Genomic DNA, 26,791 nt, shown 5'->3' on the forward strand with positions numbered 1-26,791 from the left:
GGATGCTCCGTTATTTCGTGAGCGACAGCGCACCCGGCGCACCCGCGAGCGAGCGGGTGGGCGAGGAGGTGGCGATCAGGATGATGAGGGTCAGCACGTAAGGCGCGGCGTAAAAAAGGTAGTAGCCTTGTGTGACGCCGACCGATTGCAGCGCCGGGCCGAGCGCGCCGGCACCGCCGAAAAGCAGGGCGGCCAGGAAACAGCCGATCGGGTTCCAGCGGGCGAAGATGACAAGGGCCACGGCCATCAGGCCCTGGCCCGACGAAATGCCTTCGTTCCAGGAGCCCGGATAGTAGAGCGAGAGATAGGCGCCGCCGATTGCCGCCAACGAACCGCCCACTGCCGTTGCCAGCAAGCGAACCCGGTCCGGGTGGATGCCCATGGCCCGGGCTGCGTCGGTGCTGTCGCCGACGACGCGCAGGATCAGGCCGATGCGCGTGTTCTTGAAGGCCCAGAACAGGAAGAGGGCAAGTGCCGCGCCGATGAAGAACAGCACGTTGATATTGAGCGCCGCCTGGACCTGCGGAGTGCTCGACCAGCCGCCGAGCGGGATCGAGGGCAGTTTCGGGGCAACCGGCTGGATGAAGGATTTGCCGAGGAAGAACGCCATGCCGAGACCGAACTGCATTATGGCGATGCCGATGGCGATGTCGTTGACCTTGGGGAATTTGCAGATCCAGCCGTGGATGAGGCCGAAGATCGCGCCCGCCACCATTGCGGCCAGCACGCCGAGGGTCGGGGAGCCAGTCATGACGGCCACCGCATAGGCCGTCATGGCGCCGAAGACGAGCGTGCCTTCGAGGCCAAGATTGATGCGGCCGGAGCGTTCGGTGATCGTCTCGCCGAGGCTGACGAAGATGAAGGGCGTGGAAACGCGGATGGCGCCGGCGAAGATCGCCAGCGGCACGCCCCAGATGCCGATGCCTGTCTCCTCCATCAGAGGCTCCTTTTCCAGAGGTCGGGATTGAAGATCTTGAAGCGGCCGTAGAAGGTTTCGCAGAAGAGAATGACGATGAAGAGTGTCCCCTGCAGCACCAGAACCGTCGCATCCGGCAGGCCCATGCGCCGCTGGATGAGGCCACCCGAGGCGTCGATGCCACCGAGCAGGATCGCGACCGGAATGATCGCCAGCGGATTGTGCCTGGCGAGGAAGGCGACAAGGATACCGGTATAACCGTAGCCGGCGGCAAGCGAGGCGTTGGCACTTCCCTGCACCGCCGCCACTTCGATCATGCCCGCCAGACCGGCAAAGCTGCCGGCAAGCGCGGTAAATCCGGCGATCAGCCTGCCCACCGGCAGTCCCTGGATCTGCGCGGCGCGCACGTTGCCGCCGGCGATGCGGGCGGCAAAACCGTAGCACGTCGCCTCAATCACGATCCAGGAGAGCATGCAGGCGAGGATGCCGATGACGAGACCCCAATGCACGTCCATGCCGGGAATATTGCCGAGCATGTATTCCGCCGGCAGCGGCCTGGTCGACGGCTTGTTGAGGCTCGCCGGATCGCGCAGCACCCCTTCGACGAACTGGTTCATCAGGGCAATGGCGATATAGGAGAGCAGCAGCGAGGAGATGGTTTCGTTGACCCCGCGATAATGGCGCAGGAAACCGGCAAGGCCGATCCAGATACCGCCGACCACCATGGCAGCGATTGCCATCAGAATGAGGGTGAGGAAAACAGGCGCGGTGCCGGCGAGCGGCAGAGCCATGGCTGCGGCGGCAACGCCGCCCAGCACGACCGCTCCTTCCCCGCCGATGATGACGAGGCCGAGACGGGCGGGCAGGGCGACGCAGAGTGCCGTCAGGAGAAGGGGTGCGGCACGACTTAAGCTGTTCTGCACCGAAAACCAGCTGCCGAAGCCGCCGGTATACATCAGTTGGAAGAGGGTGGCCGGCGACTTGCCGACCGCCAGGATGAAGAGGGAGAAGAGCGCAAGACCGATCAGGATGGCCGCGAGGCCGATGACAACAGGCTCGGCTCGCCGCGCGATCCATTCGAGGACGGGGCGCAGCGAAGCCGGTTTTTCCACGATGGCTATTGCGGGATCATTGGCCTCTATGGTCATGGCGCTTCTCCCTTCGCGGTTTACGCTGTGGACCCGACCACGCCCTCGACCAGATAATTCATGCTCTCGAGTTCGATCGCGTCTTCGGCGTAGCTCTTGTCGGCAGCCACGACAGTGTCGCCCTTATTGTCCTTCAACGGACCCTTGAAGACCGAGAAGCCGCCCTTCATCATCTCCGCCTGCGTGGCCTCAAAAGCCTTGCGGCCCTCCGCGGACACGCCTGGGCCGAGCGCGCTCATCTTCACGAAGCCGTCCTTCAGGCCACCACGCACGAAGTTGCCGAGCTTTTCGCCGGCCTGCGCCTTCTTGACGAAGTCGCTGTAGACGTTGCCCCAGGCCCATTCGGCGCCGGTGAGGTACTTTTCGGGAGCAAGCGGGCTCTGGTTGGCGTGATAGCCGCAGACGAAGGCGCCGCGGCCGGCGGCCGTCTCGACGACCACTTTGGGGCTGTCGACGTGGCAGGTGATGACGTCGGCGCCCTGGTCGACCAGCGCATTGGTGGCCTCGGCCTCCTTGACGGCAAGCGACCATTCGCCGGTGAAGATCACCTGGCAGGTGATACCCGGATCGACCGTGCGTGCGCCGAGCAGGAAGGCATTGATATTCTGCAGAACCTGCGGGATCGGCTTGGCGGCGACGAAGCCGATCTTCTTGCTCTTCGTCGCATGACCGGCGGCGATGCCGTTCAGATACTGGCCCTGGAAGATATAGCCGAAATAGGAGCCCGTATTGGCCGGGTTCTTGCCTTCCTGCCAGAGACCGCCGCAGTGCCGGAACTGGATGTCGGGATGTTTGGCGGCCACGGCCAGCATGTGTGGGTCGAAGTAGCCGAAGGAGGTCGGAAAGAGCAGGGTCGCGCCGTCCAGGTTGATCATGGATTCCATGGTCTTCTGGACGTCGACGGTTTCCGGTACATTCTCTTCTTCGACCAGCGTCACGCCTGGTAGCGCCTTGATGACGGCCGCACCTTCGGCATGCGCCTGGTTGTAGCCGTAGTCGTCCTTGGGGCCGACATAGATGAAGCCGACGGTCAGCGCGGTTTGGGCTGCGGCGGAGGAGGCGATCAGACCCGGCATGGCGCCGGCAAGCGCACCGGCAGCGGAAGCCTGGAGGAAATTGCGGCGGTTCATGGAAAGGAGTTTGGTCATCGGAAATGCTCCTTGCGGCGCTGGGCCGGTTGTGAACGGGTACAGGAAAGTGCATGCAATGCATGTGCCAGAAATTAATCTGTTGTTTTTTATAATTTATCCGTTATCGCAAGACTTGCGCGTTGCAAAGTGCATACAGATTGATCGAATTCTTGCGCAAAAAGTAATCAATAGATATTTCTTGTTCATTGTGACTGCGTGGTTGGCACAAAGTCGAGTTAGCCGAGGTATCTCGGGCATGAGAAAGCGAAAATTTAACAATATCTTCGCCGCCCGATTTGACTTATCCAGTCTCGAACGTCATCTGTATGCAGAGTGTTGACGTGAGCAGATTCGTATCGTGAAGCAGACCAGGCGCAGAGAAGTGATCCGCACCGGAACCACCGTCGAACAGATGGTGCGGGCGATCGCCGACATGATCGTCACAGGTGAAATCCTGCCGGGCGCGAAGTTGGACGAGGTATCGCTCGCGGTTCGTTTCGACGTTTCGCGCACGCCGGTACGCGAGGCTCTGCGTGAGTTGGGCGCTATGGGATTGATTGCACGCGAGCCGAACCGCAGTGCCGTCGTTACCAATGTCACCGAGGCTTATCTGCATTCGATGTTCGAAGCGATGGCCGAACTCGAAGCGATCTGCGCCAGGCTCTCGGCCGAGCGTATGACGGTCGACGAGCGGCGCGCGCTGGAGTTGGAGCATCGGGCATCGGTGAGGCTCGTGCACGCCGGCGCGGAAGAGGAATATTCGGCTCACAACACCGAATTCCATACCCGGCTTTATCGCGGCGCGCATAATGATCATGTCTTTGAGATGGTGACCCAGACACGGGCGCGGCTCGCGCCTTTTCGGCGGGCGCAGTTCCGTCTGCCCGGGCGCCTGGCAAAATCCTATGAGGAGCACGGCCGGATCGTGACCGCAATCATGCGCGCGGATGCCGCGGCCGCAGGGCAGGCGGCATATTCCCATGTGGAAATTGTCAGCGATGCCAGCGCGGTCTTTGCAACGCCCGGGGAATAAAGAGAGCCCAACGCCTAAAATCAGGCGCTGCCGGACCCGATACGAAGACGAAAAGATCAGGGCCGGCAAACGCCGAGGTTATTTCCCGGTTTCTACTCCGCCGCTTCGATGAAGCGGTGGCGTTCATAGAGGAACTTCAGCACGGCTTCACGGCATTTGAGATATGTCCGATCAGAGGCGAGTTCGATGCGATTGCGGGGACGGGACATGGTCACATCGAGCACTTCGCCGATGCGGGCCGCCGGGCCGTTGGTCATCATCACGATGCGATCGGACAGCAGCACCGCTTCGTCGACATCATGGGTGATCATCACCATCGTATTGCCAAGCCGGGCGTGGATTTCCATCACCGCGTCCTGAAGATGGGCGCGGGTCAGCGCATCGAGCGCGCCGAAGGGCTCGTCGAGCAACAGGATCTTCGGCTCCATTGCAAGCGCGCGGGCAATGCCGACGCGCTGTTTCATGCCGCCTGAAATTTCCGAAGGCCGCTTATCCCTCGCATGCGCCATCTGCACGAGGTCGAGGTTGGCCATGACCCAGTCATGCCGCTCGGCATTGGTCTTCGTTCGGTTGAAGAGTTTGGAGACGGCGAGATTAACGTTCTCGTAGACCGTCAGCCAGGGCAGCAGCGAGTGGTTCTGGAAGACGACGGCGCGCTCCGGACCGGGTCCATTGACCTCACGGTTTTCAAGCAGCACGGCGCCTGCCGAAACCGGGGTCAGGCCGGCGATGAGGTTGAGCAGGGTAGACTTGCCGCAGCCCGAATGGCCGATGATCGAGACGAATTCGCCCGCGGAAATCGTCAGGTTGATATCCTTCAGGACCTCGGCGCGCACGCCGCCCCGATCGAAATGTTTGTCGATATGATCAAGCTTCAGATAGGCGTTCATAGGTGCGTTCCTCAGTTGGCCATGGCGCCGCGGGTGATGAGTTTGCCCAGTGCTGCCACCAGCTTGTCGAGGGCGAAGCCGACGATGCCGATATAGGCGAGCGCGACAATGATGTCCGGAAGACGCGACGAGTTCCATGCGTCCCAGATGAAGAAACCGATGCCGACGCCGCCCGTCAGCATTTCGGCCGCTACGATGGCGAGCCAGGAGAGGCCGACGCCGATCCTGAGGCCGGTGAAGATGTAAGGCGCTGCCGAAGGCAGCATGATCTTCCAGAAAAACTCGAACTGGTTGAGGCGCAGCACCTCGGCGACATTGCGGTAGTCCTGCGGGATATTACGCACGCCGACGGCGGTGTTGATGATCACCGGCCAGATCGACGTGATGAAGATCACGAAGATCGCCGAGGGATTGGAATCCTGGAAGGCTGCGAGCGACAGCGGCAGCCAGGCGAGCGGCGGGACCGTACGCAGCACCTGGAAGATCGGATCGAGGCCACGCATAGCCCAGATCGACTGGCCGATGATCGCACCGATGATGACGCCGGTGACCGCGGCAAGGCCAAAGCCATAGAGAACGCGCTGCAGCGAAATGAGCACGCGCCAGCCGAGCCCGATATCCTGGGAGCCGTAGTTGAAAAACGGATAGGCGATCAGGTCATAACTATCCTGCCAGACCCGATGCGGCGAGGGTAAAGACGCATCCGCCGACGAACAGAGCACCTGCCAGACAAGCAGGATGAGTGCCAGCACGACGACTGGCGGAACGACATTGCGAAGTGCGGTCAGTGCCGCTCGACGAAAATCGATCCGCGATCCGTGCTTGCCGGAAAATGGCAGAACCTTTGCCGCCAGCTTGGCAGAGGCGGCCGTGGAGGGATTTTCTTTATTTGCCAGGGCGGACATCAACGTGCTCCTCACGTGAATGAAAGGCCGGCGCGCCGGTCGCGCGCCGGAGCGGGTCAGGAGACAGCCTTGATCGAAAGGCTGTCGAGATAGGCGGAGGGATTTTCAGGGTCGAAGACCTTGCCGTCGAAGAAAGTCTCCTTGCCGCGAGAAGACGATGCGGGAATATCGGCCGCCGCGACGCCGAGATCCTTGGCGGCCTCGCGCCAGATGTCTTCGCGGTTCACCTGGTTGACCAGCGCCTTGATGTCGGTGCTCGCCGGGAGATTTCCCCAGCGGATGTTTTCCGTCATGAACCAGGTATCGTGGCTCTTGAACGGGTAGGAGGCGCCGTCTTTCCAGAACTTCATATAGAGGTCGGTGGCCTTGACCTCGCGGCCATTGCCATAATTGATATCGCCCTTGAGGCGGCCGAGCACGTCCTTCGTCGGAACGTTGAACCATTGGCGCTTGCCGAGAATGTCAGCCATCTCCGCCTTGTTGTCCATGCTTTCGCACCACTGCTGAGCCTCCATGACAGCCATCAGCAGGGCCTTGGCAGCATTGGGATTCTGTTCGATCCACTCCGCGCGCAGTCCGAGCGCCTTTTCAGGATGCCCCTTCCAGAGCTCGCCGGTGGTAGCTGCGGTAAAGCCGATGCCCTGGTTGACGAGCTGCTCATTCCACGGTTCGCCCACACAGAAGACGTCCATGTTGCCGACCTTCATGTTGGCAACCATCTGCGGCGGCGGCACGACGATGGTCGAAACGTCCTTGTTCGGATCGATGCCGCCCGCGGCGAGCCAGTAGCGGATCCAGAGGTCATGGGTACCGCCCGGGAAGGTCATGGCGGCCTTGATCTCCTTGCCCTCAGCCTTCTTTTTCTCGAATGCCGCCTTCAGCTTGGAGGAATCCAGCTGCACGCCGGTTTCGGCATATTCCTTGGCGACGGAAATACCCTGGCTGTCGAGGTTGAGCCGGGCGAGGATTGCCATGGGCACCGGCTTATTGTTCTGCGTCACCTTGCCGGTATGCATGAGATAGGGGAGCGGCGACAGGATATGGGCACCGTCAATGCCGTTTGCTGCGCCGCCCAGCACGAGATTGTCGCGGGTCGCACCCCAGGATGCCTGTTTGGCCACATCCGTTTCCGGAAGGCCATGCTTGTCGAAAAAGCCCTTTTCCTTGGCGATGATCAGCGGTGCGGAATCCGTGAGAGCGATAAAGCCGAGCTTGGCACCTTTCACCTCAGGCCCTGCCCCAGCTGCGAAGGCGCCGGACGGAAAGGCAGCCTTGACGGCGCCGATGAGGGCAGCCGCTGCGGTCGTCTTGAGCATGCTGCGGCGGGTCATGCCGGTTGTTGAAATCCCAGTCGTCGAAATTTTTTTCATCTGCAGGTTCCCCTCTGCTGGCTGAATTCGGACGCAAAAAAACGCCGCCGGAATTTACGTCCAGGGATGGGAGCATCCTGGAGTGCAAAGACCTTGCGACGTCGGTGTCTGTGTAGGCGCTTATACCGCGCCTATCCGCGCCGGTCGCCGTTGACCGATGCGCCTTAGAACCTGCAATCAGCGTGCCAATCCTGAAAGCGGCCGTTAACAGACTGAATCAACAGGAGATATTTCGCAAATCCGCTATTGATTATATTTTAGGCATTAATGCTAAATGCCGATTCATTGGGCGATTGTTGCTATGCTCGCAGTCGTGAATGCGCCTATTTGTGCAGTGCACACGCGTCATTTCGGTCGCTGGCTGGTGCCATCAAGCCGAAATCGTCGCTCCAGTCACAGGTTTTGCCGACAAGGGCGGAGAGGCCTCGACCAAAAATGCCGATGGGCGCGCCCGCTGCCGGAAGGTTCGCGACGACGATCCGCGCTGGTGAGAGATCACGGCTGTTTCGTCAAGCCGGAACGAGGTGGCCGCGAGAAACTTGCTCGATCGTCGTTACGCCGAGCAGGGCCATATTGCTGTGGAGCTCAGACTTTAGGATGTCTGCCGCCCTCAATACACCAGGCAGACCGGCAACGGCCGCCGCATAGAGAAACGGCCGCCCGACAAACACGAAACGTGCCCCGAGCGCCAAAGCCTTGATAATATCGGTTCCGCGGCGAAAGCCGCCGTCGATCATGACTGGGATCGTGTCACCCAGACGCTCCACGATCTCGGGAAGCGCCGCCAGGGGAGATATGGCGCCATCGAGCTGGCGGCCGCCGTGATTGGAGACGATCACCCCGTCAGCCCCTGTCTCGACGGCACGCGCCGCATCGTCCTGATGAAGAATGCCCTTGACGATCAGCTTGCCGCTCCAGCGGCTGCGGATGCGCTCGAGATGGCTCCAGTTCAGATGGTCTCTCCGGCCGAAGTCCCGCGTGACGTTCGAGGCGATGATGGGTGCGCCTCTGGTTGCGTAGGAGTTTTCAAAATGCGGGATGCCGTGGCGGGCGACAGTGCGCAGAAATGTCCCGATAGTCCATTGCGGGTGCGAGACACCCTGCCAGGCCAAAGCAAGGCTCGGCCGCAGAGGCGTCGAGAAGCCTGCCCGGATATTGTTTTCCCGGTTCGGGAGCGTGGCGGTATCGACGGTCAGCAACAAGGTGCTAAAGCCTGCCGCCGCAACGCGGTCCACCAGCGCATCGATGCGTTCGGGTTCACCGGGCAGGTAGGCTTGGAACCAGCTCGCGGGCGCGGCGGCAATAACCTCCTCGAGTCGAATGAGCGAGGATCCGCTCATGATCATCGGAATCCCGACCTGCGCCGCACCGGCAGCAAGAATAATGTCGCCGCGATAGGCCATGAGCGCACTGATACCCATTGGGGCAATCCCGAATGGGGCGGCATAGGTCTGACCGAATAAGGTCGTCTCCGTGCTTCGCTTTGACACATCCCGCAGAATACGCGGTCGAAACGCATAAGCCTGAAAGGCCTCGAGATTATTTCGCAGCGATGCGTTGGTTTCGGTTCCACCGGAAATATAGGCATAGAGCGGCTTCGGCAGATGCCGTTTTGCCTTTGGCTCGAAGTCATCGAGGCAGAGCATAGCCTGCGCCAGCCGGGTCGAACGGCGGGACTGGAGGCTGCTTACTTTCATGGCTTGCTCCGTTGGATTACAGGCGAATTCGTTTTCTGAGAGAGGGCCACCGCTACCGACAGTCAGCCTCCCCGCCGCAATCTTCGTTTGCCTCGAATGCTTCCTTGCGACCCTTCCGAATGGACGGAAATATCAAGGTAACCAGCATACCGGCGGTAATCAACAGACCGCACGATGCGCTATCGCTCGAATGGTTCGCCGAGCGAAGCCACACCGTTCAGTTTCAGTAAGCGACGGTCGGCGGAGATGATGCCGAGCACGATGATGGTGACGAGATAGGGCAGGCTCGACAGTAGCTGCGAGGGAACGTCCAGTCCGGTTGCCTGGGCCGCAAGACCCATCAACGAGACTGCGCCGAAAAGGCAGGCCCCAAGGAAGATGCGACCGGTGAGCCAGGTCCCGAAGACGACGAGGGCGATGGCGATCCAGCCGCGTCCGGCGATCATCCCGTCAGCCCAGAGTGGTGTGTAAACGACCGCCGCATAGGCACCGGCGAAACCTGCCATCGCGCCGCCGAAGGCGATGGCGAGGATGCGGACCGATATCACCGAATAGCCGATGGCGTGGGCGGCCTTCGGGTTCTCACCGACGGCGCGGACGATGAGACCAAGCTTGGTGTAGGCAAGTATGGCCCAAAGAGCCAGCGTCGCGGCGAGCGAAATCCACACGACGATGTCCTGAACGAAAAGGCCCCCTATCACCGGCAGTTCCGACAGCGCTGGAAGAGCAAGCTTTGGAAGACCCTTGACCGTCAGGCTTTCATAGGTCTTGCCGAAGAGGGCCGAAAGGCCTTGGCCAAGAATGCCGATGGCAAGGCCGGCAGCCACCTGGTTTGCCCGGAACCCGAGCGTGACGAAGGCAAAGAGCAGTGAAAGGGCGGCGCTGCCGAGCCCTGCGACGATGAAACCAAGAAAATGTCCGCCGCCATGATAAACGACGATGAAGGCGAGCACGGCGCCAAGGGCCATCAATCCCTCGACCCCGAGGTTGAGGACACCGGCGCGCTCGGCCACCAATTCGCCGAGTGCCGCCAGAAGAAACGGTGTCGCAGCCGCAAGCATGCCGGCAAGAATGAACTCGATGGCGTTCATGGCAGGCTCCGCTGGGCGGTGCGGCGCCATTCAAGACGGTAGCGCACGAAGGCGACGGCGATCAGGTAGGCGAGCAGCAGACTACCCTGGAAGACGCGGACGGCGGCGATCGGCAGGCTGGCCGAGACCATGGCATTGTCGCCGCCGATATAGATAACCGCCATGACCAGCGCCGAGACCACGATACCGATTGGATGCAGGCCGCCGAGATAGGCGACGATGATGGCCGCATAACCGTAGCCGCTCGCGACCGAACGCTGCAGTTGGCCGAGCGGACCGGCGACTTCGGCGGCGCCGGCAAGACCGGCAGCAAAACCGCCGATCAGCAGCGAAAGCCAGATCGCCCAGCCTTCCCTGAAACCGGCGTAGCCGGCAGCCCGCGGCGCCAAGCCGCCGACCTGCAGCTTATAGCCGATGAAGCTCTTCTGCATGAAGATCCAGGCCGCAACCGACAAAACGAGGGTGATGAGGAAGGAGACATTGACGCGAGTACCGACAATCAGGGTCGGCACCATCGCATCATACTGGAACATCACCGACTGGGGGAAATTAAAGCCGTTCGGATCCTTCCAGGGCCCGAGCAGCAGATAGTTCAACAATTGCGCGGCAACGAGGCTCAGCATCAGCGAAACGAGGATCTCATTGGCATTGAGGCGCACGCGCCAGAAGGCGGTGAGAGAAGCCCAAATCGCGCCGCCGATGGCGCCGAGCAGCAGCATCGCCGGCCAGATCCACTGGCCCGACGCCTGGGGAAACCAGACCGGGATGGCGGAGGCGAAGATCGCCCCAAGGATAAACTGGCCCTCGGCGCCGATATTGAAAACCTTGGCGCGAAAGCCGATTGCCAGCCCCTGGGCGATGAGGAGGAGAGGCCCGGCCTTTAGGAGAACTTCCGAAAATGAAGCCCAGGAGAGGAAGGGCTCGAAAAGCATCGCATAGACGACCGCGACGGGGTCGCGGTCCATCAAGACGTAAAGGCCGAGATTAAGTGCGATCGCCCCCCCGAGCGCGATGACGGGTGCGCCCAAGGCCGCGGCCAGCGAGGCGCGCTCCCGGCGGACCAGGGTGGGAAGGGAAGCAGGAAACCAGACGCTCATTGTTGAACTTTCTCGGGCGAGACATGGGCCCCGATCATGTATCGGCCGATCTCCTCGGGCTTGGTGTCCCGGGTTGCAAGCGGCGGGCTGAGCCGTCCGTGATGCAGCACCTGGATGCAATCGCAGAGTTCGAACAATTCTTCCAGCTCCTCGGAAATGACGAGGATCGCCATGCCCTGATTGCGCAATGCGACCAGGCGGCTGCGGATAGCAGAGGCAGCGCCGACATCAACACCCCAGGTCGGCTGCGCCACGAAAAGCAATTTCGGAGACAGCATGATTTCGCGGCCGACGATGAACTTCTGCAGGTTGCCGCCGGACAGGGTGCCGGCTTCCGCATCCGGGCCGGATGTCCGGACATCATACTGATGGATACAATCCGTGGTGAACGTCATCGCCCGTGCCCTTTCGATGAGACCACGCCGTAAAAGCTTGAGCGGATGGGCCGTCAGCAGGCTGTTGAGGACGAGCGACATTTCGGGCACCGCGCCGCGTCCGAGCCGGTCTTCCGGAACGAAGGCAAATCCGAGCTGCCGCCGCGCGGCGGCATCGAGCCTGCCGACATCCATTCCCATCATGTAAATCCGGTCGCGTTGTTCGCGCCCCAGCATGGTCTCGCCTGAAATCAGCGCAGCAAGCTCGCTTTGGCCGTTGCCCGAAACACCGGCGATGCCGAGGATTTCGCCGGCACGCACCTCAAGGCTGAGGCCGGAAAGCGGCACCGCGAAGGGATCGTCGGGCTGGTGGTCCAAACCGATGATCTCCAGCCGCTTTTCCCCGCCAGACAGCGGCAGCGCGGAGATGGGTGCGGGCATATCGCGGCCGATCATCATCCGGGCCAGGTCATGGGCATCATGCTCGCGCGGCTCGACATCCCCGGTCACGCGCCCGCCGCGCAGGATCGTCGCGCGGTCACAGATCGCCCGAATTTCTTCGAGCTTGTGGGAAATCAGCAGGATGGAAACGCCGCCATCACGCAGCCGAAGCAGGGTGTCGAAGAGCTTCTCCACCATTTGCGGCGGAAGGACGGAGGTGGGCTCGTCAAGGATCAGCAGCTTCGGATTGGTCATCAGGCATCGGATGATCTCCACCCGCTGCCGCTCGCCGACGGACAGCGCATGCACATGGGCAAGCGGATCGACTTCAAGGCCGAACTCCCGTCCAAGCGACCGGATACGTTCCTTGAGATCGGCTTTCCGACCCGGCACCACCAGCTGAATATTCTCGATGACCGTCAAGGTCTCGAACAGCGAAAAGTGCTGGAAGACCATGCCGATGCCCTTGCGCCGCGCCTCCGCGGGGGAGGCGAGGCGCAAGGGTGTGCCTTCCCAGACGATATCTCCGTCGTCCGGCTGCTCGACACCGTAGATCAGCTTCATCAGCGTCGATTTTCCCGCCCCGTTTTCTCCGAGGATCGCGTGGATCGATTGCGGAGCCACGTCCAGATCGATTGCCTGATTGGCATGGACTTGGCCGTAGCTTTTCGAAATGCCGCGCAGCGACAGGAGCGGGGTGGTCATGACTTATTTCGGCAGCGGCGTCGAGACGCCCTTGACGTGCCAATTCATGGCGATGATCTCGGGGTCGGCCATGGTTGCGCCAGATGCGACACCCTCGCTGCCGTCGGCCTTGGTGATCGGCCCGGTGAAGGGCGAGAAGCTGCCGTCGGCGATCTTTGCCTCGATCTCCTTGATCTTGGCCATCACGTCTGCCGGAACATCCGGATTCCAATCGACCACTTCGACGACCTTGTCGGCGACGCCGAGGAACGCATTGGCGCCCTTGAACGTGCCGGCGAGATGGGCGTCGACCGATGCCTTGAAGAACGGCGACCAATCCGTCGAGATGCATCCGAGATAGGTTTTCGGTGCGTATTTCTTCATCGAGGAGTTGAGGTTGAAGGCGTAGACGCCGGCTTCCTCGCAGGCCGAGATGACGGACGGCGTGTCCTGGGCGTTGGAGAAGATCACATCGCACTTCTGCGCGATCAAGGCTTTGGCGGCTTCCTGCTCCTTGGCCGGGTCGAACCAGGAGTTCACCCACACTACCGAGACCTCGATATCGGGCTTGACGGCCTGGGCGCCGAGGGTGAAGGCGTTGATCGAAGTGATGAGTTCGGGAATCGCGAAGGCGGACACGGAGCCGAGCTTGCCGGTCTTGGAAAGTGCTGCGGCAGCCATGCCGAGCAGATAGGTGCCCTGGAAATATTTGGCGGCGAACGGCGAGAAATTGGGAGCAACCTGGAAGCCGGAGGCATGCAGGACCGTCACGCCTGGATCACGGCGGGCGATCTGCAACGCGCCGTTCTGATAGCCGAAGGAGCCGGCGATCAGAAACTTGTTTCCGTCGGCGACGGTCTTGGTCATGATGCGGTCGGCGTCCGGGCCTTCGGCGATATTCTCAAGCACGGTGACCTTCACCTTGTCGCCGTAAGCGGCCTTGATCGGCTCGAGGCCGGCGGCAAGGGCGTGCCCCCAGCCGACATCGCCGATCGGCGAAGGGACGACGAGCGTGATGCCGAGCGGCTGGTCGGCGGCGAAAGCAAGGCGGCTGCCGAGCGCGCCGGCAAGGCCGGTGGCGGCAGCGGCCGTCATCAGGTTTCTGCGGGTCAGTTTGGTCATGTTCTCAGTTCCCTCTTTTGGCTTTTTTAAGATTCTACGGCGGATAGGGCGGCCTCGGCGTCGGCGGCCAGTTTGGCCTCGTCGAGACCGGGGAATTCCCCCTTCTGCCAGACGATGCGGCCATTGATCATCGTCATATCGGTCGCCATGCCGATGCCGACGCGGGCAATCAGGCTCAACGGATCGTGCCGCGTGCCGACATAATCCATCCGACGCGTGTCGATCGCAAACAGGTCGGCTGCCATGCCGGGCGCCAGCCGGCCGATGTCGCGCCTGCCGAGCAGGCTCGCACCGCCTGTCGTGCCGTAGCCGAGGAAATCGACGGGCGGCGGCACGGGATGGGCGCGGCTGGAAGATACCAGGCACTGCAGCATATAGGCGGAGTGCAGGCAGTGCATCAGGTTGGAATTGTCGTTGGAGGCGGCCCCGTCGCAGCCAAGGCCGATACGCAGTCCGAAGGCAGCCATGGCGGGAATGTCGGTGACCTCGGCGCCGACCAGATAAACCGGCTCCGGGCAGTGCGCCACGCCGGTGCGGCTCGCCGCCATCTTCCTGAGTTCGTCGTGAGTCAGCTCCCAGCAATGGGCATAGAAGGCGTCGGGCCCGGCAAAGCCGAGTTCTTCCAGATAATCGACCGTGCGCATGCCATGACGAGCCTGAATAACCGGGCTTTCGCCCTCGCCGACATGGGTGTGCATCATGACGCCGCGATCGCGCGCCAATGCCACCGATTCCACGAAGGTCTCGCGATAGCAGTTCACCGGCTGGCAGGGCGCCAACACGACTTGGCGCATACTGAACGGGTTGGCATCGTGGTAAGTGTCGATCAGCCGGGCGCAGTCGGCGATAAATTCGTCGGTCGTTTCCAGCATCGCGTCGGGAATGGTCGAGCCCTCCGACTTCGGCAGGGTGTTGCCGCCGCGGCCGGCGTGGAAGCGCATGCCGAGTAGCTCGGCTGCCTCGAACTGGCGGTCGATCAGCCGCTTCCCGGCGTGGCGGGGGAAATTGTATTGGTGATCCAAGGCCGTGGTGCAGCCATGTTTGATCATCTCGGCCATCGCCGTGACGGAGGAGTGGTAAAAACACTCCTCATTGAGCTGCGAAAAGATCGGGTAGATCCGGTCCAGCCACTCGATGACCGAAAGCTTTGTCCAGTCGAGATCGACGCGATTGCGCACGAAGCATTGGAAAAAATGATGGTGGGTGTTGACGAGGCCGGGATAGACGAACCAGCCGGCGGCATCCTGAATGGTCGTGCCGGCGGGAAGCGCGTCCGCAGCCAGATTTTCGCCGATCGCCATAATCGCCGGACCCTCGGTCAATAGATCGACATGGCGACGGACGACCGGCCCCTTGCCCTCGTCGACGATCACGGCTGCGCAGTTCTTCAGGAGATAGCCGGTCATGTCATACCTCGCCCGGCTCGATCTGGGGTTCCGGCTTCAATTCGTGCAGCCGGTGAATACCGGGCATTTCGATAAACCTATCGAGCGCACGTAGCGCCCGCGACCAGAGCCGGATGGCGGGATAAGCATCCAGCGCCACGCCTCCATCGGGCGCCAGCGCCACATAGGGGAAGCAGGCGATGTCGGCAATTGTCGGCTGGTCGGCTGCGAGGAAGCGCATGCCGCGAACACCCTGCTCGACCAGTCCCGCCTCAAGCTCGCGAAGTGCGGCGATGCCCTGGGCCTGCAACTCGCCGATATCGCCCGGCCGCAGCAGCATTTCGTGAAGCCGCGCGCCGCCCAGGCTTGCCGTCAGCCGGCCGGAAAAGGACAGCCATTGCTGCACCTTTGCCGCTTCTTCGGCCTTGCCATTGCCAAGCCATTCGGGTGCTGCCTTGGCGGCGAGATAGACGAGGATTGCCGACGACTCGGTCAGGATCAGATCGCCATCCGCCAGGATTGGAATGGAACCTGCCGGATTGAGGGCGAGAAGCTCGGGGCCGCGATGCTCGGCGCCGGGATGGAAATCCACCGGGCGGAGTTCCAGCTTGACGCCGGTCAGCGCCGCCATCAGGCGCACCTTGTAGCAGCTGGGGGAGAGAATGTAGTCGTAGAGCTTCATTGCGCCACCAGCTGCGCGCCATAGGTATAATTGTGACGCTTCAGCCAGCGCCGGTAAGCGATCGATGTGAGATCGGCCCGCGTCGGGATTTCCATGCCGGGGTCGAGCGGCAGGAGCCGCGGGATCTGGTTTTCCAGGATCGAACGGTCCTGCAGAAAGATCGTCTGCTGGAAGTGGATCAGGTCGGTCATCGCGGTTTCGTCGTCGAAGAGCGCCATCCATGGCCAGACGTCGCACAGGTCCTCGGCCAGCGGCTGCACGAAGAGCGTGATGACATCCCACTCGCTCGGGCGAGGCGGGCAGGTCTTGTAGAGCACGGAGCAAGTCGGTGCCGGCACGCGGTACATATATTCCGTCGTGATCCCGCCGCTCGCCGATTTGGCGGCCTGCGGCTGGTAAAACTTCACCTGCGTTGCCCAGACTTCATCTTCTTCCTCGCGGATCTCGACCTTGTAGTTCTGAACCTCGGTGTGCGGCTCTGCGCCGAGAATGTCGGTGTGGACGAAGGGGAAATGGGCAATGTCGAGAAAGTTCTCGACGGCGCGCAGGGGCGAGCAGCGCACGCGCACCACGCCGACGTCGACGAAACGGCGGCCGGGCTGGTCGGCCTCGGGGATCGGGAAAATATCCTTCCTCGGCTCGCCGAGCGAGGACCAGACATGGCCGTAACGCACGCGCACCGGCAGAACGCGGCCGTCGTCGCCCGTTACCCTCGCATTGCCATCGGCGTCGCTCGCCACGCCGATCGGCTCGCCCATCAGCCTCGTTTTGCGACCGGCGCTGTCGAGTTGACTGAAAAGCCCAACCGGATACCATTCGTCGATCATCGCCTGCATGCTCACCGCGCGATCTCCTTTTTCTGAAGATCTTCAGCCCGGCGCCGCAGACTTTCGGCAACCCGCGAAGCGCCGATGGCCGCAGCTGGGCCGAGGTCATCCTTCAGGAGCACATGGATCAGCGTCTGCCCGTCTTCTTGGGCGGATAATAACAGACAGAGGCTGCCGGTGGGTGCGTCGATCTCGACAAGACCGTCAGGGTTCGCCTTCACGCCGGCCGCCGCTTCAATCGCGGCAGTGCCTGCAAACGCCGTTAGCGAGCGCAGGGGAATGAGGCCATCAAGCCTCGGCGGCTTCGAAGTGGGCGTGCCCACGGCCACCCAGATCATGCTGCCCGCTTCCTCGACCTCATGGGTGGCGACACGGATGGTTTCTGGCGGCGCCAGCCCCGGATGGGCAGGAATGCGCAGACAGTTTCCGGCCTGGCCATAACTCCAGCCGTGATAGATGCAGGAAAGCGCCTCGCCGCGCACGAAGCCATGGGACAAGCGCATGCCACGATGCGGACAGCGATCCGCCGATGCCGATATACGCCCCGAAGCGCTGCGCCAGAGGGCAATCGATCCAGATGCCGTCCGGGCCGGCATGACTGTTGCGGCCGGCAGATCCCGGGAGAGGGCGACTGGCGTCCAAAAGCCGGTCGGATCGGATGGCATGACTAGACTTCCTGAACTACACTACGTTTTGTAAAACGATACGCTCAAGGCCTCACGTTTGCATAGTTTTTTCGCATTGGCAACGATGGTTAAATAATATGCATATCGCAAAAACCGCACATGGTGTTAGGCCTCTTCGCCCATCCTCGCAGTGCGTTCTATGCACTCGACCCATACGTCGATTGGCCCCAGTGAACACCCCACCTCCATCATGTCGATCAAATCCTCCGGTCCTGAAAGCTCGAGTTCGATCCGCATGGAACTCGCATGGGATATGGTGTGCGACAGCCCGAGCTTGGCGGCATGGCGCCGGATCCAGGGGATAAAGGACGCAGCCTTGAGATCACCGACAATGGTCATCCGCTCCTGGAGGTGGCTTGTATTTTGTCTCATGCTCGCCATTGTTTTTCCAACACCATAGCGCCTGAATGCACTTGCGAAAGGGGTATCGTCGAAGCGAGGATACGCCGTCGGAGTTTGCTCTGCAAACACCGGCGACCGTCACGATGCTCATAAGCCTTGTCGATCGATCGAGCGGATGGGCTTGTGGTTGGTCGTTGCTGTGTTAACTAGCTGTCTTGCGATTTTCCGCGGCGGCTCAATGTGGCGAAGAATCGATATTCAATCATTGCACGATCGGACGCCGATGAAGAATGGACAGCAGGAGAAACGCGAGATGCCGTCGTTGCCGGGTTCATCGCAAGAGCGCCAGCGGTCGCTCACGATCGGGCTTTTGCGGGCGCGCGAAGCGGTGATGAGCCATTTCCGACCGATCCTGGCGGCGCATGATGTAACCGAGCAGCAGTGGCGGGTGATCCGTGTGCTCTCCGAAGCAGGTACGCTCGATGCCAGCGAAGTGGCGGACAAGGCCTCGATCCTGGCACCGAGCCTGACGCGCATGATCCGCTCGCTCGAAGAGCGCGGCTTCATCACCAAACATAAGGACAAGGCCGACGGTCGGCGGGTGCTGCTGCGGATTACGCCTGCCGGGCGAGCAATGGTCGACGAGGTCATGCCGGAGAGCCTGAAGGTCTATGCCGATATCGGCGTACGCTTCGGGGCGGAGCGGGTCGAGCAACTGCTGGACATGCTGGACGAGCTGACGGCGCTGAGGCTCGAAGGCGCGACCGGCGGTGAGGAGTGACGGCTTTCCGCCCGATGCAAAGCCTCTTGATTAATGTGTTAAATATTTAATTGACGGCCAGTCCGGCCTGCGGCAGTCTTCAGCTGTGTAGACACTGTTGGGAGGCAGAGTTGGACCTGTTGCAGAACCGCAGCCTCGTCGATCGCGCCTGGTCGCCGACGCCTTATGATCAATGGTCGGATGACCTTCACAATATCTGCGGGAATTTCAACGCGCATACGATGCAACGGGGCGACAAGGTGACCGGCACGGCAAGCCGCATCGACGTCTGCGGCATGGAATTTGCCCACGTCTCCAACGATCTCGATTATGTCCATCGCGGCTGGGACGACATTCGCCGCGATGCCCACGAACATCTGTTCCTGATCCTGCAGCTCGAGGGAGCCTGCGGCGTAGAGCATTCCGGCCAGCAGAACATTCTCGATGTCGGCGAATGCATTCTGGTCGATTCCACGCGGCCGACCACCTTCTATTTCCGCGGTCACTTCTCCAATCATCTGTCCCTGCATTTGCCGCGGCAATTGATGTATTCGGGCAGCAAGGTGGATTTCGACGTGGCCCGCAAGCTTGCGGCCGACGATCCGATGACGATGATGCTGCGTGCGCTGATCGCCAAGATGATGACGACGCCGGAAAGCGAGGCGGCCTCGCCGCATCTGCGCCAGCTGATGTTCGACACGACGCGCCAGGCATTTCTGTCGACCGACATCCAGACGGCAAGCCTGACTTCCTTGCATGACAGTGCCGGCAGGCGCATGCAGATGGTCGATATCCTGATCGACAAACACCTGAGCGAGAGCGATCTCAGCGCCAAATGGCTGGCGACGAGGCTCGGCGTCTCGATCCGCACGCTGCAGCAGGACTTCCAGGGACTGGGCATGACCTGCACCACCGTCATCCGCGACAAGCGCCTGCGCTTTGCACGCGAAAAGATCGAGCAGCTCAAGGAGCAGCGCCACGCCGGAACGATCGCCGAAGTCGCCTATTCCGCCGGCTTCAACGACATTTCCTATTTCAACCGCAGCTTCAAGGAACTGTTCGATTGTGCGCCGAGCGAGCTGCTGCGCGCCGGCGAAGCGGTGCCACGGATGGTCTGACGCGCAATTTGCGCTTCCGTCCAAGACGAGGCGCGTTTCTCCCCAAGACGGCTTATCCAGCCAAAGTCATAGTCCTCCCCAATCTCACGGGAGGAGAATATCGTGAAGCAGTCTACCCTGCTCATCGGTGGCGAAACTGTCGCCACGACCCATCATGCGCCGGTTGCCAATCCATCGAACGGCGAAATCGTCGGCTATATGCCGCTTGCCGGGGAAGCCGATCTCGACCAAGCCGTTGCCGCCGCCGCCGCGGCTTTCAAAAGCTGGTCGCAGACCTCGAATGAAGAGCGCGCCGCGGCCTGCCGGGCCCTTGCCGAGAAGATCGCCGAGCACGCCGAAGAACTGGCGCAGATCCTAACCCGGGAGCAGGGCAAGCCGCTCAACGGTCTAGGATCGCGGTTTGAAATCGGCGGCGCGATCGCTTGGACACGTCATACGGCCGAACTCGATCTGCCGGTGGAAATCCTGCAGGATGACAATGAAGGACGTGTCGAGCTGCACCGCAAGCCGATCGGCGTCGTCGGTTCGATCACGCCCTGGAACTGGCCCGTCATGATTGCCTGCTGGCACATAGTGCCGGCGCTGCGGGCCGGCAATACCGTCGTCATCAAGCCGTCGCCCCTGACGCCGCTCTCGACCATCCGCCTGGTCGAGATCATCAACGAGGTGCTGCCCCCCGGCGTCGTCAATGTGATCACCGGCGAAAACAGCATCGGGGCTGCGCTTTCCGCTCATCCCGGTATTGCCAAGATGACCTTCACCGGTTCCACCGAGACCGGTAAGAAAATTATGGCCTCGGCCGTCGCCACCTTGAAACGGCTGACGCTGGAACTCGGCGGCAACGATGCGGGCATCGTGCTGCCCGACGTCGATCCGAAAGGCATTGTCGAGGGCCTGTTCTGGGGCGCCTTCATCAATAACGGCCAGACCTGCGCGGCGCTGAAACGCCTCTATGTGCATGACAGCATCTATGAGGAGGTCTGCAGCGCACTTGCCGATTATGCCGGCAAGATCACTGTCGGCGACGGCCTGGATGAGGCCAGCATCCTCGGCCCGATACAAAACGAAATGCAGTTCAACAAGGTGCGCGATCTCGTCGATGATGCGCGCACACAAGGCGGCCGCATTCTGACCGGCGGCGCGCCGATGGACCGGCCCGGCTATTTCTATCCGATCACGCTGGTTGCCGATGTCGATCATGGTGTCCGGCTGGTCGATGAGGAGCAGTTCGGTCCGGCCCTGCCGATCATCCGTTACAGTGATCTCGACGAGGTGATCGCCCGCGCCAACCAGAATCCGGCGGGTCTCGGCGGTTCGGTCTGGTCTGCCGATGTCGAGAAGGCCAAGCGCTATGCAAGGCAGCTCGAATGCGGCTCGGTCTGGATCAACAAGCACGGCACGATTCAACCCAATGCACCCTTCGGGGGCGTCAAACAATCCGGCATCGGCGTCGAATTCGGCGCCGAAGGACTGAAGGAATTCACGACGATCCAGACGGTGTTGAGCTGAGCCATGACGACTTACGATTATATCATCGTCGGAGGCGGATCCTCGGGCTGCGTGCTGGCGAACCGCCTGTCGGAAAATCCGGCGCATAAGGTCCTGCTGATCGAGTCCGGCCGCCGCGACGCCGATCCGTGGATCCATATACCCGCGACCTTCTTCAAGGTGCTGGGCAAGGGCATCGACATCCATCCCTACGCATCGAACCCCGACAAGGGCCTGAACGGCCGGCCGTGCATCGTGCCGCAGGGAAATGTGCTCGGCGGCGGCAGCTCGGTGAATGCGATGATCTATATTCGCGGCCATCGCAACGACTACGATACCTGGTCGCAAATGGGCTGCCAGGGGTGGTCCTATGACGACGTGCTTCCAGCTTTCCGCTCGCTGGAACAGAACGAGCGGCTGAACGGCCATTTCCACGGAAAGAAGGGTGGGTTGCACGTCTCCGACCCGCGCCACCGCCACCCGCTGAGCGAGGCCTTCGTCAAGGCGGCGACTGAAATCGGCATTCCCCAGAACGACGATTTCAACGGCGCCGATCAGGCGGGTGTCGGCTTCTATCAGAGCACCACCCATGGCGGCCGGCGCTGGAGTTCGGCTCAGGCCTTTTTGCGCGAAGCGGAGAAGCGGCCGAATCTCACCGTTCTGACGGAGCGCAAGGTGGCGCGCCTGCTGTTCGAGGGGCAGAGGGCGGCCGGCGTGGAACTGCTCGATGGAATGATCTTCAAGGCTTCGCGCGAAATCGCGCTCACCGCAGGCGCCATCGCCACGCCGAAGATCCTGCAATTGTCGGGGATCGGCGACGGTGCGCATCTTACCTCGCTCGGCATCCAGGTCGTTGCCGACCTGCCTGGTGTCGGCGCCAATTATCAAGATCATCTCGAAGTGCCGGTGCAGGGCGAGACGCGCGAGCCGATCTCGATCCTCGGTCATGACAAGGGTCTGCGTGCCGCCGGCCACATGCTGCGTTACCTCACCTCGCGTCGCGGGCTGCTGTCATCGAACGTCGTCGAGTGCGGCGGCTTCGTCGATACCGCAGGCACCGGCCAGCCGGATGTACAGTTCCATGTCCTGCCGGTGCTGATCGGCTTCGTCGACCGCGAACCGGAGCCCGGCCACGGTCTCAGCATCGGGCCGTGTTATCTGCGGCCGCGGTCGCGCGGCTGGATCAAGCTGAAGAGCGCCGATCCCAGGGAGCAGACGGATTTCAACGCCAATCTGCTTTCCGATCCCGCCGATATCGAGACGCTGGTGCGCGGTGTCGAAACGGCGATCCGCATCCTCGATGCGCCGGCGCTTGCCAAGCTGGTGAGGCGCCGCGTGCTGCCGCAGCCTGGGATCGAAAAGGATCCGGAGGCTCTGCGCGACTACATCCGCCAATCAGCCAAAACAGTGTTCCATCCGGCGGGAACTGCGCGCATGGGCCGCGCCGACGATCGCATGGCGGTGGTCGGACCGGACCTCAAGGTGCGCGGCGTCGAGGGGCTGCGCGTCTGCGACGCTTCGGTGATGCCGACGTTGGTGTCGGGCAATACCAACGCGCCGACGATGATGATTGCGGCAAAGGCTGCCGCCTTCATGACAGGGAAGGCGATTTCCGGCTGAGCCTGATATCGCCGATCGTAATATCCCGTGGGGAGCGGGACAACACACTGGAGGAGACAATGCCTATCAATCCAAAAGGGCTGGTAATCGGCCTTTTCCTGACGCTCGTTTCGGCGTTCAGCGCAAATGCTGCAGCATCCTGCGGCGACAATAGCGGTAAGCCGGCAACCGGCGAACCAATTGTGGTCGGCGCGATTACCGGCAAGACGGGACCGGATGATTTTTCCAATTCCACCAAGGCGGCCAAGGCCTATTTCGATTGCCTGAACGCCAACGGCGGGATCAAGGGACGGCCGGTGAAATATCTGGTCGAGGACGACCAGTGGAATCCTGAGATAGCAGCACAGCTCGCCGCCAAGCTCGTCAATGACGAGAAGGCCGTGCTGATGGTCGGCAATTCGAGTTTCGTCGAATGCGGCGCCAATGCCGATTTCTACAAGAAATCCGCCATTCTCGTCGTCGCCGGCGTCGGCGTTCCCCGCGAATGTTTCTTCGCGGCGAACTATGCCCCAACCAATGCCGGTCCTCGCGTGTCGATGCTCGGCGCAATGGGCTATGCGCTCGATCAACTGAAGGCAAAGTCGGTCGTTTGCATCGGGCCGAACATCCCGAATGTCGGCACCTGGTCCTGCGACGGGATCATTCAGCTCGCCAAAGAGAAGGGCCTGACGGCCGAGACGATCTTGATGGATCCCGGCACCGCCGATTCCACATCGACCATCCTGCAGGCGGCAGCTTCCAAGCCGGATGTGATCATTCTCGGCCTGCCCAAGGGCGTCACCGTGCCGCTGCTGACCGCTGCGGAAGAACAGGGGCTGAACCAGAGCATCAAGTTCCTGAGCGCCGCCTCCGCCTATGATCTCTCGGTGCCTGGCACGATCGGCGCCGGCTGGGACGGCAATTTCATCGTCAACATGGAGTTCAACGATCTCGAGGCGACGACGCCTGATAATCAGAACTGGCTCGCTGTCATGGATCAGTACGGCCAGAAGTCCGATCCGCGCGACACCTTCGCCCAGGCCGGCTATCTTGCGGCACGGATCGCCGAGACGGCACTGATGACGCTCGATCCCGCCAACGTCAACCGCGAGACGGCGTCGGCTGCGGTGCGAGGAATCAAGGGCTTCAAAAGCGATATTTTCTGTGCCCCCTGGTACTTCGGCGACGGCCAGACTCGCCACAATGCCAATTCGACCACGCGCATGGCCGTCAGCGAAGCCGGCAGGTGGAAAGTCGTCTCCGACTGCGCGCCGTCGCCGGACCCCGAGCTGAAGGACATCCGCGCCTTCGAAAAGTCCGCGGGCATCAACTGAGCCTGCGACTGCCATCGTGCTCCGCGGCTGCTACGCCGCGGAGCCGGGCAAGTGCTAGAGGATCGGGTTATGAATATTCTTCCCTTCGTCATTTCCGGGCTTGGAATCGGCGCCGTCTATGCCCTGTCGGGTGTCGGACTCGTCGTGCTGTTTCGCGCGACCGGCGTTCTCAATTTCGCTTTCGGTGCTTTTGGTGCGATGGGCGCGCATTGCGCCTGGCAGCTGCTCGAGTGGAAGGTTCCGCTCATCGTCGCCATCCTTGCGGCGGTCGTGGTCTCGACGGCAATCAGCTTTCTCTACGGGCGGATCTTCGCTCCCATGCTGTCGCATCGCGATACCGTCGTGCGCGCCGTCGGCACACTGGCGCCGGCTCTGGTTCTGATCGCCGTCATGGGTGTCGTCTGGGGCGAGCTGCCGCGCCGCCTGCAGTTTCCGACCGACCAGATGTTCGTCTCGCTCTTTGCCGTGCGCCTGACCTACACGCGCATCATCGCCCTTCTTCTAGCCGTTGCCATGGTCGTCGCGATCACCTTGCTGCTCTCTCGCACGCGGCTCGGCCTCGATATGCGCGCACTGGCCAATGACCGCGATCTCAGTGCCGTCCTCGGCGTGCGCGTCCTCCATACCGAGACCGCCGCCTGGATCATCACCGGCATCTTCTCAGGCCTTGCCGGCCTGCTGCTGGCCGATCTCGTGCGCCTGCAGGGCACCTTCCTGACCCTGCTGGTCATTCCCGCCATTGCCGCGGCGATCCTCGGCCAGTTGCGGTCGCTTTGGGAGACGGCGGCTGCCGGCATTCTGATCGGCATTGCCGAGGCGGCGCTGACCCCGATTGCCTGGATATCGCCCTATCGGGCGGCGGCGCCCTTTATCATCGCGCTCGCCGCCGTCACGATCCTCGGAGGCACGGCGAAGGCCGCGTTGAAAGACCGATGAGCGTTCAGCCGCAAACAATCGCCTCCAACGCTGAAGGCCTGTCGACAATGCGCCTGCCGAAACAGCTTCTGCATGTCCCCGTGACGACGGCGCTCTTCGCGGCCGTGGTCGTCCTTCTCGCCAATTCCTTCTGGCTTTCGGCGGCAACGTCGGCCGTCGCGCTGTCGCTGTCGGTTGCTGGCCTTGCCATTCTCTATGGCCAGCTCGGCTTGGTTTCGCTCTGCCAGTTTGCCCTCGTCGGCGTCGGCGGCTGGGTAACGCTGCGCATCGGTCACGCCTTTCAACCACCCTTCGAGGTCAGCCTGCTTGCCGGCGGCATCGTCGCCTCCGCGGTCGGGCTCGCCTTCGGCGTGCCGGCCTTGCGGCTGCGTGGTCTCTACCTCGCGCTCGTCACCCTAATGCTCGCCGGCGGCTTCCAGATAATCATCAGCGCTTGGGGTTTCCCTGATGGCGGTCCTGGCTTTCTCGGTCGGGCGGACGGCTCCGGACGCGAAATGCTGGCGAGGCCTGTCATGGCCGACGGCGAGGTTGCCTATTTCCTCTATGTGTGCGCGGCAGCTGCGATCGGTCTTTTGATCGCGCAATGGCATAAGCTTGCGCGTCCCGGCAGGGCCTGGGCGCTGATCCGCAAGGGCGAGACTGTCGCCGTCGCCAGCGGCGTCAACGTTCTCATCTACAAGGCCTGGGCCTTTGCGCTCAGCGGCTTGCTCGCCGGCCTTGCCGGCGGGCTGCTGGCCGGCAATGTCGGCCAGCTCGACGGGCGCGCCTTCGGCGCCTTCGAGAGCCTCAACCTCTTTGCGCTCGCCATCGTCGGCGGTGTCTTCAACTGGTACGGCGCGCTGATCGCCGGGCTTCTGTTGCGCGCGGTGCCGGCGCTGCTGACCGATCTCGGCATCGACGGTTATATCACGATCGGTATTTTCGGCGTCGCCCTGTTCCATGCGCTGGCAACCGCGCCGACCGGCATAGCCGGCCAGATCGCGGGCTTGATCGCCCGTCTGAACAGCGGCCTATCAAGGGGGAGGGCACGATGATCACCATCGACAATCTCGTCGTCCAGTTCGGTGGTGTGAAGCCGATCAACGAGCTCAGCGCCGTGCTCACCGCACCGGTCGCGGGCCTGATCGGCCCGAATGGCGCCGGCAAGACGACGTTGCTCAACGTGCTCTCCGGTTTCATCAGGCCGGTTCAGGGGACCGTGTCGCTCGGCGCCCAGGCGCTGTTGCCGATGACGCCGCCGCAGCGCGTACGCGCCGGCCTGCGCCGATCGTTCCAGACCGAACAGGTGGTCGGGGACCTGACCGTCGCCGGCAATATCGCGGCGATCGCCGATCATGTGGTCGGCGCGCCGCATCGCTCCGAAGCCGTGGACGAGGCGCTTTCCTTCGTCGGACTCAGCGCGGCTGCCGACCGGCTGGGGCAATCGCTCAATCTCTTCCAGCGCCGCCTGGTCGAACTGGCGAAATGTGTCGTCGGCAAGCCGAAGCTGATCCTGCTGGACGAGCCGGCCGCCGGTCTGACCGAGGAGGAGGGCAAGGCGTTTCGCGAGTTGGTGCTGCGCATCCCCGCGGAATTCCGGGCGCAGATTCTGGTCATCGATCACGACGTCGATCTTATCCGCTCCATGTGCAGCGAGACCATGGTGCTCGACTACGGAAAGCTGCTGGCCCTCGGCCCGACGCAGACCGTGCTTGCCGATCCGAACGTGCGGCGCGCCTATCTGGGGGAGTTCTGAG

General features: G+C 62.1%; 26 protein-coding genes. 10 read left to right on the forward strand and 16 right to left on the reverse strand.

Features of this window, described 5'->3' with window-relative positions; all coding sequences use genetic code 11:
- Positions 1-10 precede the first annotated feature (10 nt).
- The 3 genes from OS035_RS20865 to OS035_RS20875 are packed head-to-tail and all read right to left on the reverse strand — an operon-like array spanning position 11 to position 3,212.
- Positions 11-937: an ABC transporter permease gene (locus OS035_RS20865; RefSeq protein WP_183780135.1), complete on the reverse strand. Its 927-nt coding sequence runs from the start codon at positions 935-937 to the stop codon at positions 11-13.
- Positions 937-2,064 carry an ABC transporter permease gene (locus OS035_RS20870; RefSeq protein ID WP_183780138.1) on the reverse strand — a complete coding sequence of 376 codons (1,128 nt, stop codon included), beginning with the start codon at positions 2,062-2,064 and terminating at the stop codon, positions 937-939. The genes OS035_RS20865 and OS035_RS20870 overlap by 1 nt, the downstream gene beginning before the upstream one ends.
- A gap of 20 nt (positions 2,065-2,084) precedes the next feature.
- Positions 2,085-3,212, reverse strand: a complete 1,128-nt coding sequence (locus OS035_RS20875) for a BMP family ABC transporter substrate-binding protein (protein ID WP_097626204.1) — start codon at positions 3,210-3,212, stop codon at positions 2,085-2,087.
- Between the two features lie 340 nt (positions 3,213-3,552).
- Between OS035_RS20875 and OS035_RS20880 the strand changes: the two genes are divergently transcribed.
- Positions 3,553-4,227, forward strand: a complete 675-nt coding sequence (locus OS035_RS20880) for a GntR family transcriptional regulator (RefSeq protein ID WP_027683086.1) — start codon at positions 3,553-3,555, stop codon at positions 4,225-4,227.
- 92 nt (positions 4,228-4,319) lie between these two features.
- On the opposite strand, the gene OS035_RS20885 is transcribed toward OS035_RS20880, so the two are convergent.
- From OS035_RS20885 to OS035_RS20895, 3 genes are read right to left on the reverse strand one after another with little or no spacing between them, the layout of a single operon-like run.
- A complete protein-coding gene (locus OS035_RS20885; RefSeq protein WP_183780141.1) occupies positions 4,320-5,117 on the reverse strand; it encodes an ABC transporter ATP-binding protein in 798 nt (265 codons plus the stop codon).
- 11 nt (positions 5,118-5,128) lie between these two features.
- The gene (gene ntrB, locus OS035_RS20890) at positions 5,129-6,022 is read right to left on the reverse strand and encodes a nitrate ABC transporter permease (protein WP_064654446.1); all 894 of its coding nucleotides are present in this window, start codon (positions 6,020-6,022) and stop codon (positions 5,129-5,131) included.
- A 56-nt stretch (positions 6,023-6,078) separates the two neighbouring features.
- Complete coding sequence (locus OS035_RS20895) at positions 6,079-7,392, reverse strand: CmpA/NrtA family ABC transporter substrate-binding protein (RefSeq protein WP_097626207.1); 1,314 nt, start codon at positions 7,390-7,392, stop codon at positions 6,079-6,081.
- Between the two features lie 317 nt (positions 7,393-7,709).
- Between OS035_RS20895 and OS035_RS20900 the strand changes: the two genes are divergently transcribed.
- Positions 7,710-7,883 carry a hypothetical protein gene (locus OS035_RS20900; RefSeq protein WP_165503924.1) on the forward strand — a complete coding sequence of 58 codons (174 nt, stop codon included), beginning with the start codon at positions 7,710-7,712 and terminating at the stop codon, positions 7,881-7,883.
- A gap of 18 nt (positions 7,884-7,901) precedes the next feature.
- Here OS035_RS20900 and OS035_RS20905 read toward each other — a convergent pair whose 3' ends face one another.
- The 10 genes from OS035_RS20905 to OS035_RS20950 form a co-directional block, all read right to left on the reverse strand.
- Complete coding sequence (locus OS035_RS20905; protein WP_183780147.1) at positions 7,902-9,089, reverse strand: alpha-hydroxy acid oxidase; 1,188 nt, start codon at positions 9,087-9,089, stop codon at positions 7,902-7,904.
- A 179-nt stretch (positions 9,090-9,268) separates the two neighbouring features.
- On the reverse strand, positions 9,269-10,180 hold the full coding sequence (locus tag OS035_RS20910; protein WP_054183546.1) for an ABC transporter permease: 912 nt from the start codon (positions 10,178-10,180) through the stop codon (positions 9,269-9,271).
- Positions 10,177-11,277, reverse strand: a complete 1,101-nt coding sequence (locus OS035_RS20915) for an ABC transporter permease (RefSeq protein WP_183780149.1) — start codon at positions 11,275-11,277, stop codon at positions 10,177-10,179. Before OS035_RS20915 ends, OS035_RS20910 begins: the two co-directional genes overlap by 4 nt.
- Positions 11,274-12,797: an ABC transporter ATP-binding protein gene (locus tag OS035_RS20920; RefSeq protein WP_183780151.1), complete on the reverse strand. Its 1,524-nt coding sequence runs from the start codon at positions 12,795-12,797 to the stop codon at positions 11,274-11,276. Before OS035_RS20920 ends, OS035_RS20915 begins: the two co-directional genes overlap by 4 nt.
- 3 nt (positions 12,798-12,800) lie before the next feature.
- The gene (locus tag OS035_RS20925; protein WP_097626211.1) at positions 12,801-13,898 is read right to left on the reverse strand and encodes a BMP family ABC transporter substrate-binding protein; all 1,098 of its coding nucleotides are present in this window, start codon (positions 13,896-13,898) and stop codon (positions 12,801-12,803) included.
- A gap of 26 nt (positions 13,899-13,924) precedes the next feature.
- The gene (locus tag OS035_RS20930; RefSeq protein WP_097626212.1) at positions 13,925-15,304 is read right to left on the reverse strand and encodes an amidohydrolase; all 1,380 of its coding nucleotides are present in this window, start codon (positions 15,302-15,304) and stop codon (positions 13,925-13,927) included.
- Position 15,305: 1 nt separating this feature from the next.
- Positions 15,306-15,965 carry a glutathione S-transferase family protein gene (locus OS035_RS20935; RefSeq protein WP_131711233.1) on the reverse strand — a complete coding sequence of 220 codons (660 nt, stop codon included), beginning with the start codon at positions 15,963-15,965 and terminating at the stop codon, positions 15,306-15,308.
- On the reverse strand, positions 15,962-16,807 hold the full coding sequence (locus OS035_RS20940) for an aromatic ring-hydroxylating oxygenase subunit alpha (RefSeq protein WP_239621385.1): 846 nt from the start codon (positions 16,805-16,807) through the stop codon (positions 15,962-15,964). Before OS035_RS20940 ends, OS035_RS20935 begins: the two co-directional genes overlap by 4 nt.
- Positions 16,804-17,457 (reverse strand): Rieske (2Fe-2S) protein, encoded by a 654-nt coding sequence (locus tag OS035_RS20945; protein ID WP_097626215.1) that lies wholly within the window; start codon positions 17,455-17,457, stop codon positions 16,804-16,806. The genes OS035_RS20940 and OS035_RS20945 overlap by 4 nt, the downstream gene beginning before the upstream one ends.
- Positions 17,458-17,583: 126 nt before the next feature.
- Positions 17,584-17,850 carry an acylphosphatase gene (locus tag OS035_RS20950; RefSeq protein ID WP_331814056.1) on the reverse strand — a complete coding sequence of 89 codons (267 nt, stop codon included), beginning with the start codon at positions 17,848-17,850 and terminating at the stop codon, positions 17,584-17,586.
- Positions 17,851-18,085: 235 nt separating this feature from the next.
- On the opposite strand from OS035_RS20950, the gene hpaR reads away from it, so the two are divergent.
- From hpaR to OS035_RS20990, 8 genes are all read left to right on the forward strand, one after another.
- Positions 18,086-18,601, forward strand: coding sequence for a homoprotocatechuate degradation operon regulator HpaR (gene hpaR / locus OS035_RS20955; protein ID WP_442967706.1), 516 nt, complete (start codon positions 18,086-18,088; stop codon positions 18,599-18,601).
- Positions 18,602-18,711: 110 nt separating this feature from the next.
- Entirely contained in the window at positions 18,712-19,698 is a 987-nt protein-coding gene (locus tag OS035_RS20960; RefSeq protein WP_331814030.1) for a helix-turn-helix domain-containing protein, read from the forward strand.
- Positions 19,699-19,800: 102 nt separating this feature from the next.
- A complete protein-coding gene (locus OS035_RS20965; protein ID WP_097626219.1) occupies positions 19,801-21,207 on the forward strand; it encodes an aldehyde dehydrogenase family protein in 1,407 nt (468 codons plus the stop codon).
- A 3-nt stretch (positions 21,208-21,210) separates the two neighbouring features.
- Positions 21,211-22,806: a GMC family oxidoreductase gene (locus tag OS035_RS20970; protein ID WP_331814031.1), complete on the forward strand. Its 1,596-nt coding sequence runs from the start codon at positions 21,211-21,213 to the stop codon at positions 22,804-22,806.
- A gap of 59 nt (positions 22,807-22,865) precedes the next feature.
- Positions 22,866-24,119: an ABC transporter substrate-binding protein gene (locus tag OS035_RS20975; protein ID WP_331814032.1), complete on the forward strand. Its 1,254-nt coding sequence runs from the start codon at positions 22,866-22,868 to the stop codon at positions 24,117-24,119.
- A 69-nt stretch (positions 24,120-24,188) separates the two neighbouring features.
- Complete coding sequence (locus OS035_RS20980; RefSeq protein WP_097626222.1) at positions 24,189-25,055, forward strand: branched-chain amino acid ABC transporter permease; 867 nt, start codon at positions 24,189-24,191, stop codon at positions 25,053-25,055.
- Positions 25,052-26,089, forward strand: a complete 1,038-nt coding sequence (locus tag OS035_RS20985; RefSeq protein WP_331814033.1) for a branched-chain amino acid ABC transporter permease — start codon at positions 25,052-25,054, stop codon at positions 26,087-26,089. The genes OS035_RS20980 and OS035_RS20985 overlap by 4 nt, the downstream gene beginning before the upstream one ends.
- A complete protein-coding gene (locus OS035_RS20990; protein WP_331814034.1) occupies positions 26,086-26,790 on the forward strand; it encodes an ABC transporter ATP-binding protein in 705 nt (234 codons plus the stop codon). Before OS035_RS20985 ends, OS035_RS20990 begins: the two co-directional genes overlap by 4 nt.
- The last annotated feature ends 1 nt before the right edge of the window (position 26,791 follow it).

The organism is Rhizobium sp. 268, assembly GCF_036571585.1.
Lineage (GTDB): Bacteria > Pseudomonadota > Alphaproteobacteria > Rhizobiales > Rhizobiaceae > Rhizobium > Rhizobium redzepovicii.

Excerpts from the sequence above, each read along its gene's own strand:
- OS035_RS20865 (WP_183780135.1), bottom strand. The coding sequence starts at position 937 with ATGGAGGAGACAGGCATCGGCATCTGGGGCGTGCCGCTGGCGATCTTC.
- OS035_RS20915 (WP_183780149.1), bottom strand. The coding sequence starts at position 11,277 with ATGAGCGTCTGGTTTCCTGCTTCCCTTCCCACCCTGGTCCGCCGGGAG.
- OS035_RS20935 (WP_131711233.1), bottom strand. The coding sequence starts at position 15,965 with ATGAAGCTCTACGACTACATTCTCTCCCCCAGCTGCTACAAGGTGCGC.
- OS035_RS20910 (WP_054183546.1), bottom strand. The coding sequence starts at position 10,180 with ATGAACGCCATCGAGTTCATTCTTGCCGGCATGCTTGCGGCTGCGACA.
- OS035_RS20980 (WP_097626222.1), top strand. The coding sequence starts at position 24,189 with ATGAATATTCTTCCCTTCGTCATTTCCGGGCTTGGAATCGGCGCCGTC.
- OS035_RS20895 (WP_097626207.1), bottom strand. The coding sequence starts at position 7,392 with ATGAAAAAAATTTCGACGACTGGGATTTCAACAACCGGCATGACCCGC.
- OS035_RS20985 (WP_331814033.1), top strand. The coding sequence starts at position 25,052 with ATGAGCGTTCAGCCGCAAACAATCGCCTCCAACGCTGAAGGCCTGTCG.
- OS035_RS20970 (WP_331814031.1), top strand. The coding sequence starts at position 21,211 with ATGACGACTTACGATTATATCATCGTCGGAGGCGGATCCTCGGGCTGC.
- OS035_RS20950 (WP_331814056.1), bottom strand. The coding sequence starts at position 17,850 with ATGAGACAAAATACAAGCCACCTCCAGGAGCGGATGACCATTGTCGGT.
- OS035_RS20905 (WP_183780147.1), bottom strand. The coding sequence starts at position 9,089 with ATGAAAGTAAGCAGCCTCCAGTCCCGCCGTTCGACCCGGCTGGCGCAG.
- ntrB (WP_064654446.1), bottom strand. The coding sequence starts at position 6,022 with ATGTCCGCCCTGGCAAATAAAGAAAATCCCTCCACGGCCGCCTCTGCC.
- OS035_RS20975 (WP_331814032.1), top strand. The coding sequence starts at position 22,866 with ATGCCTATCAATCCAAAAGGGCTGGTAATCGGCCTTTTCCTGACGCTC.
- OS035_RS20920 (WP_183780151.1), bottom strand. The coding sequence starts at position 12,797 with ATGACCACCCCGCTCCTGTCGCTGCGCGGCATTTCGAAAAGCTACGGC.
- OS035_RS20945 (WP_097626215.1), bottom strand. The coding sequence starts at position 17,457 with ATGCCATCCGATCCGACCGGCTTTTGGACGCCAGTCGCCCTCTCCCGG.
- OS035_RS20930 (WP_097626212.1), bottom strand. The coding sequence starts at position 15,304 with ATGACCGGCTATCTCCTGAAGAACTGCGCAGCCGTGATCGTCGACGAG.
- OS035_RS20870 (WP_183780138.1), bottom strand. The coding sequence starts at position 2,064 with ATGACCATAGAGGCCAATGATCCCGCAATAGCCATCGTGGAAAAACCG.
- OS035_RS20925 (WP_097626211.1), bottom strand. The coding sequence starts at position 13,898 with ATGACCAAACTGACCCGCAGAAACCTGATGACGGCCGCTGCCGCCACC.
- OS035_RS20990 (WP_331814034.1), top strand. The coding sequence starts at position 26,086 with ATGATCACCATCGACAATCTCGTCGTCCAGTTCGGTGGTGTGAAGCCG.
- OS035_RS20875 (WP_097626204.1), bottom strand. The coding sequence starts at position 3,212 with ATGACCAAACTCCTTTCCATGAACCGCCGCAATTTCCTCCAGGCTTCC.
- OS035_RS20900 (WP_165503924.1), top strand. The coding sequence starts at position 7,710 with ATGCGCCTATTTGTGCAGTGCACACGCGTCATTTCGGTCGCTGGCTGG.
- OS035_RS20885 (WP_183780141.1), bottom strand. The coding sequence starts at position 5,117 with ATGAACGCCTATCTGAAGCTTGATCATATCGACAAACATTTCGATCGG.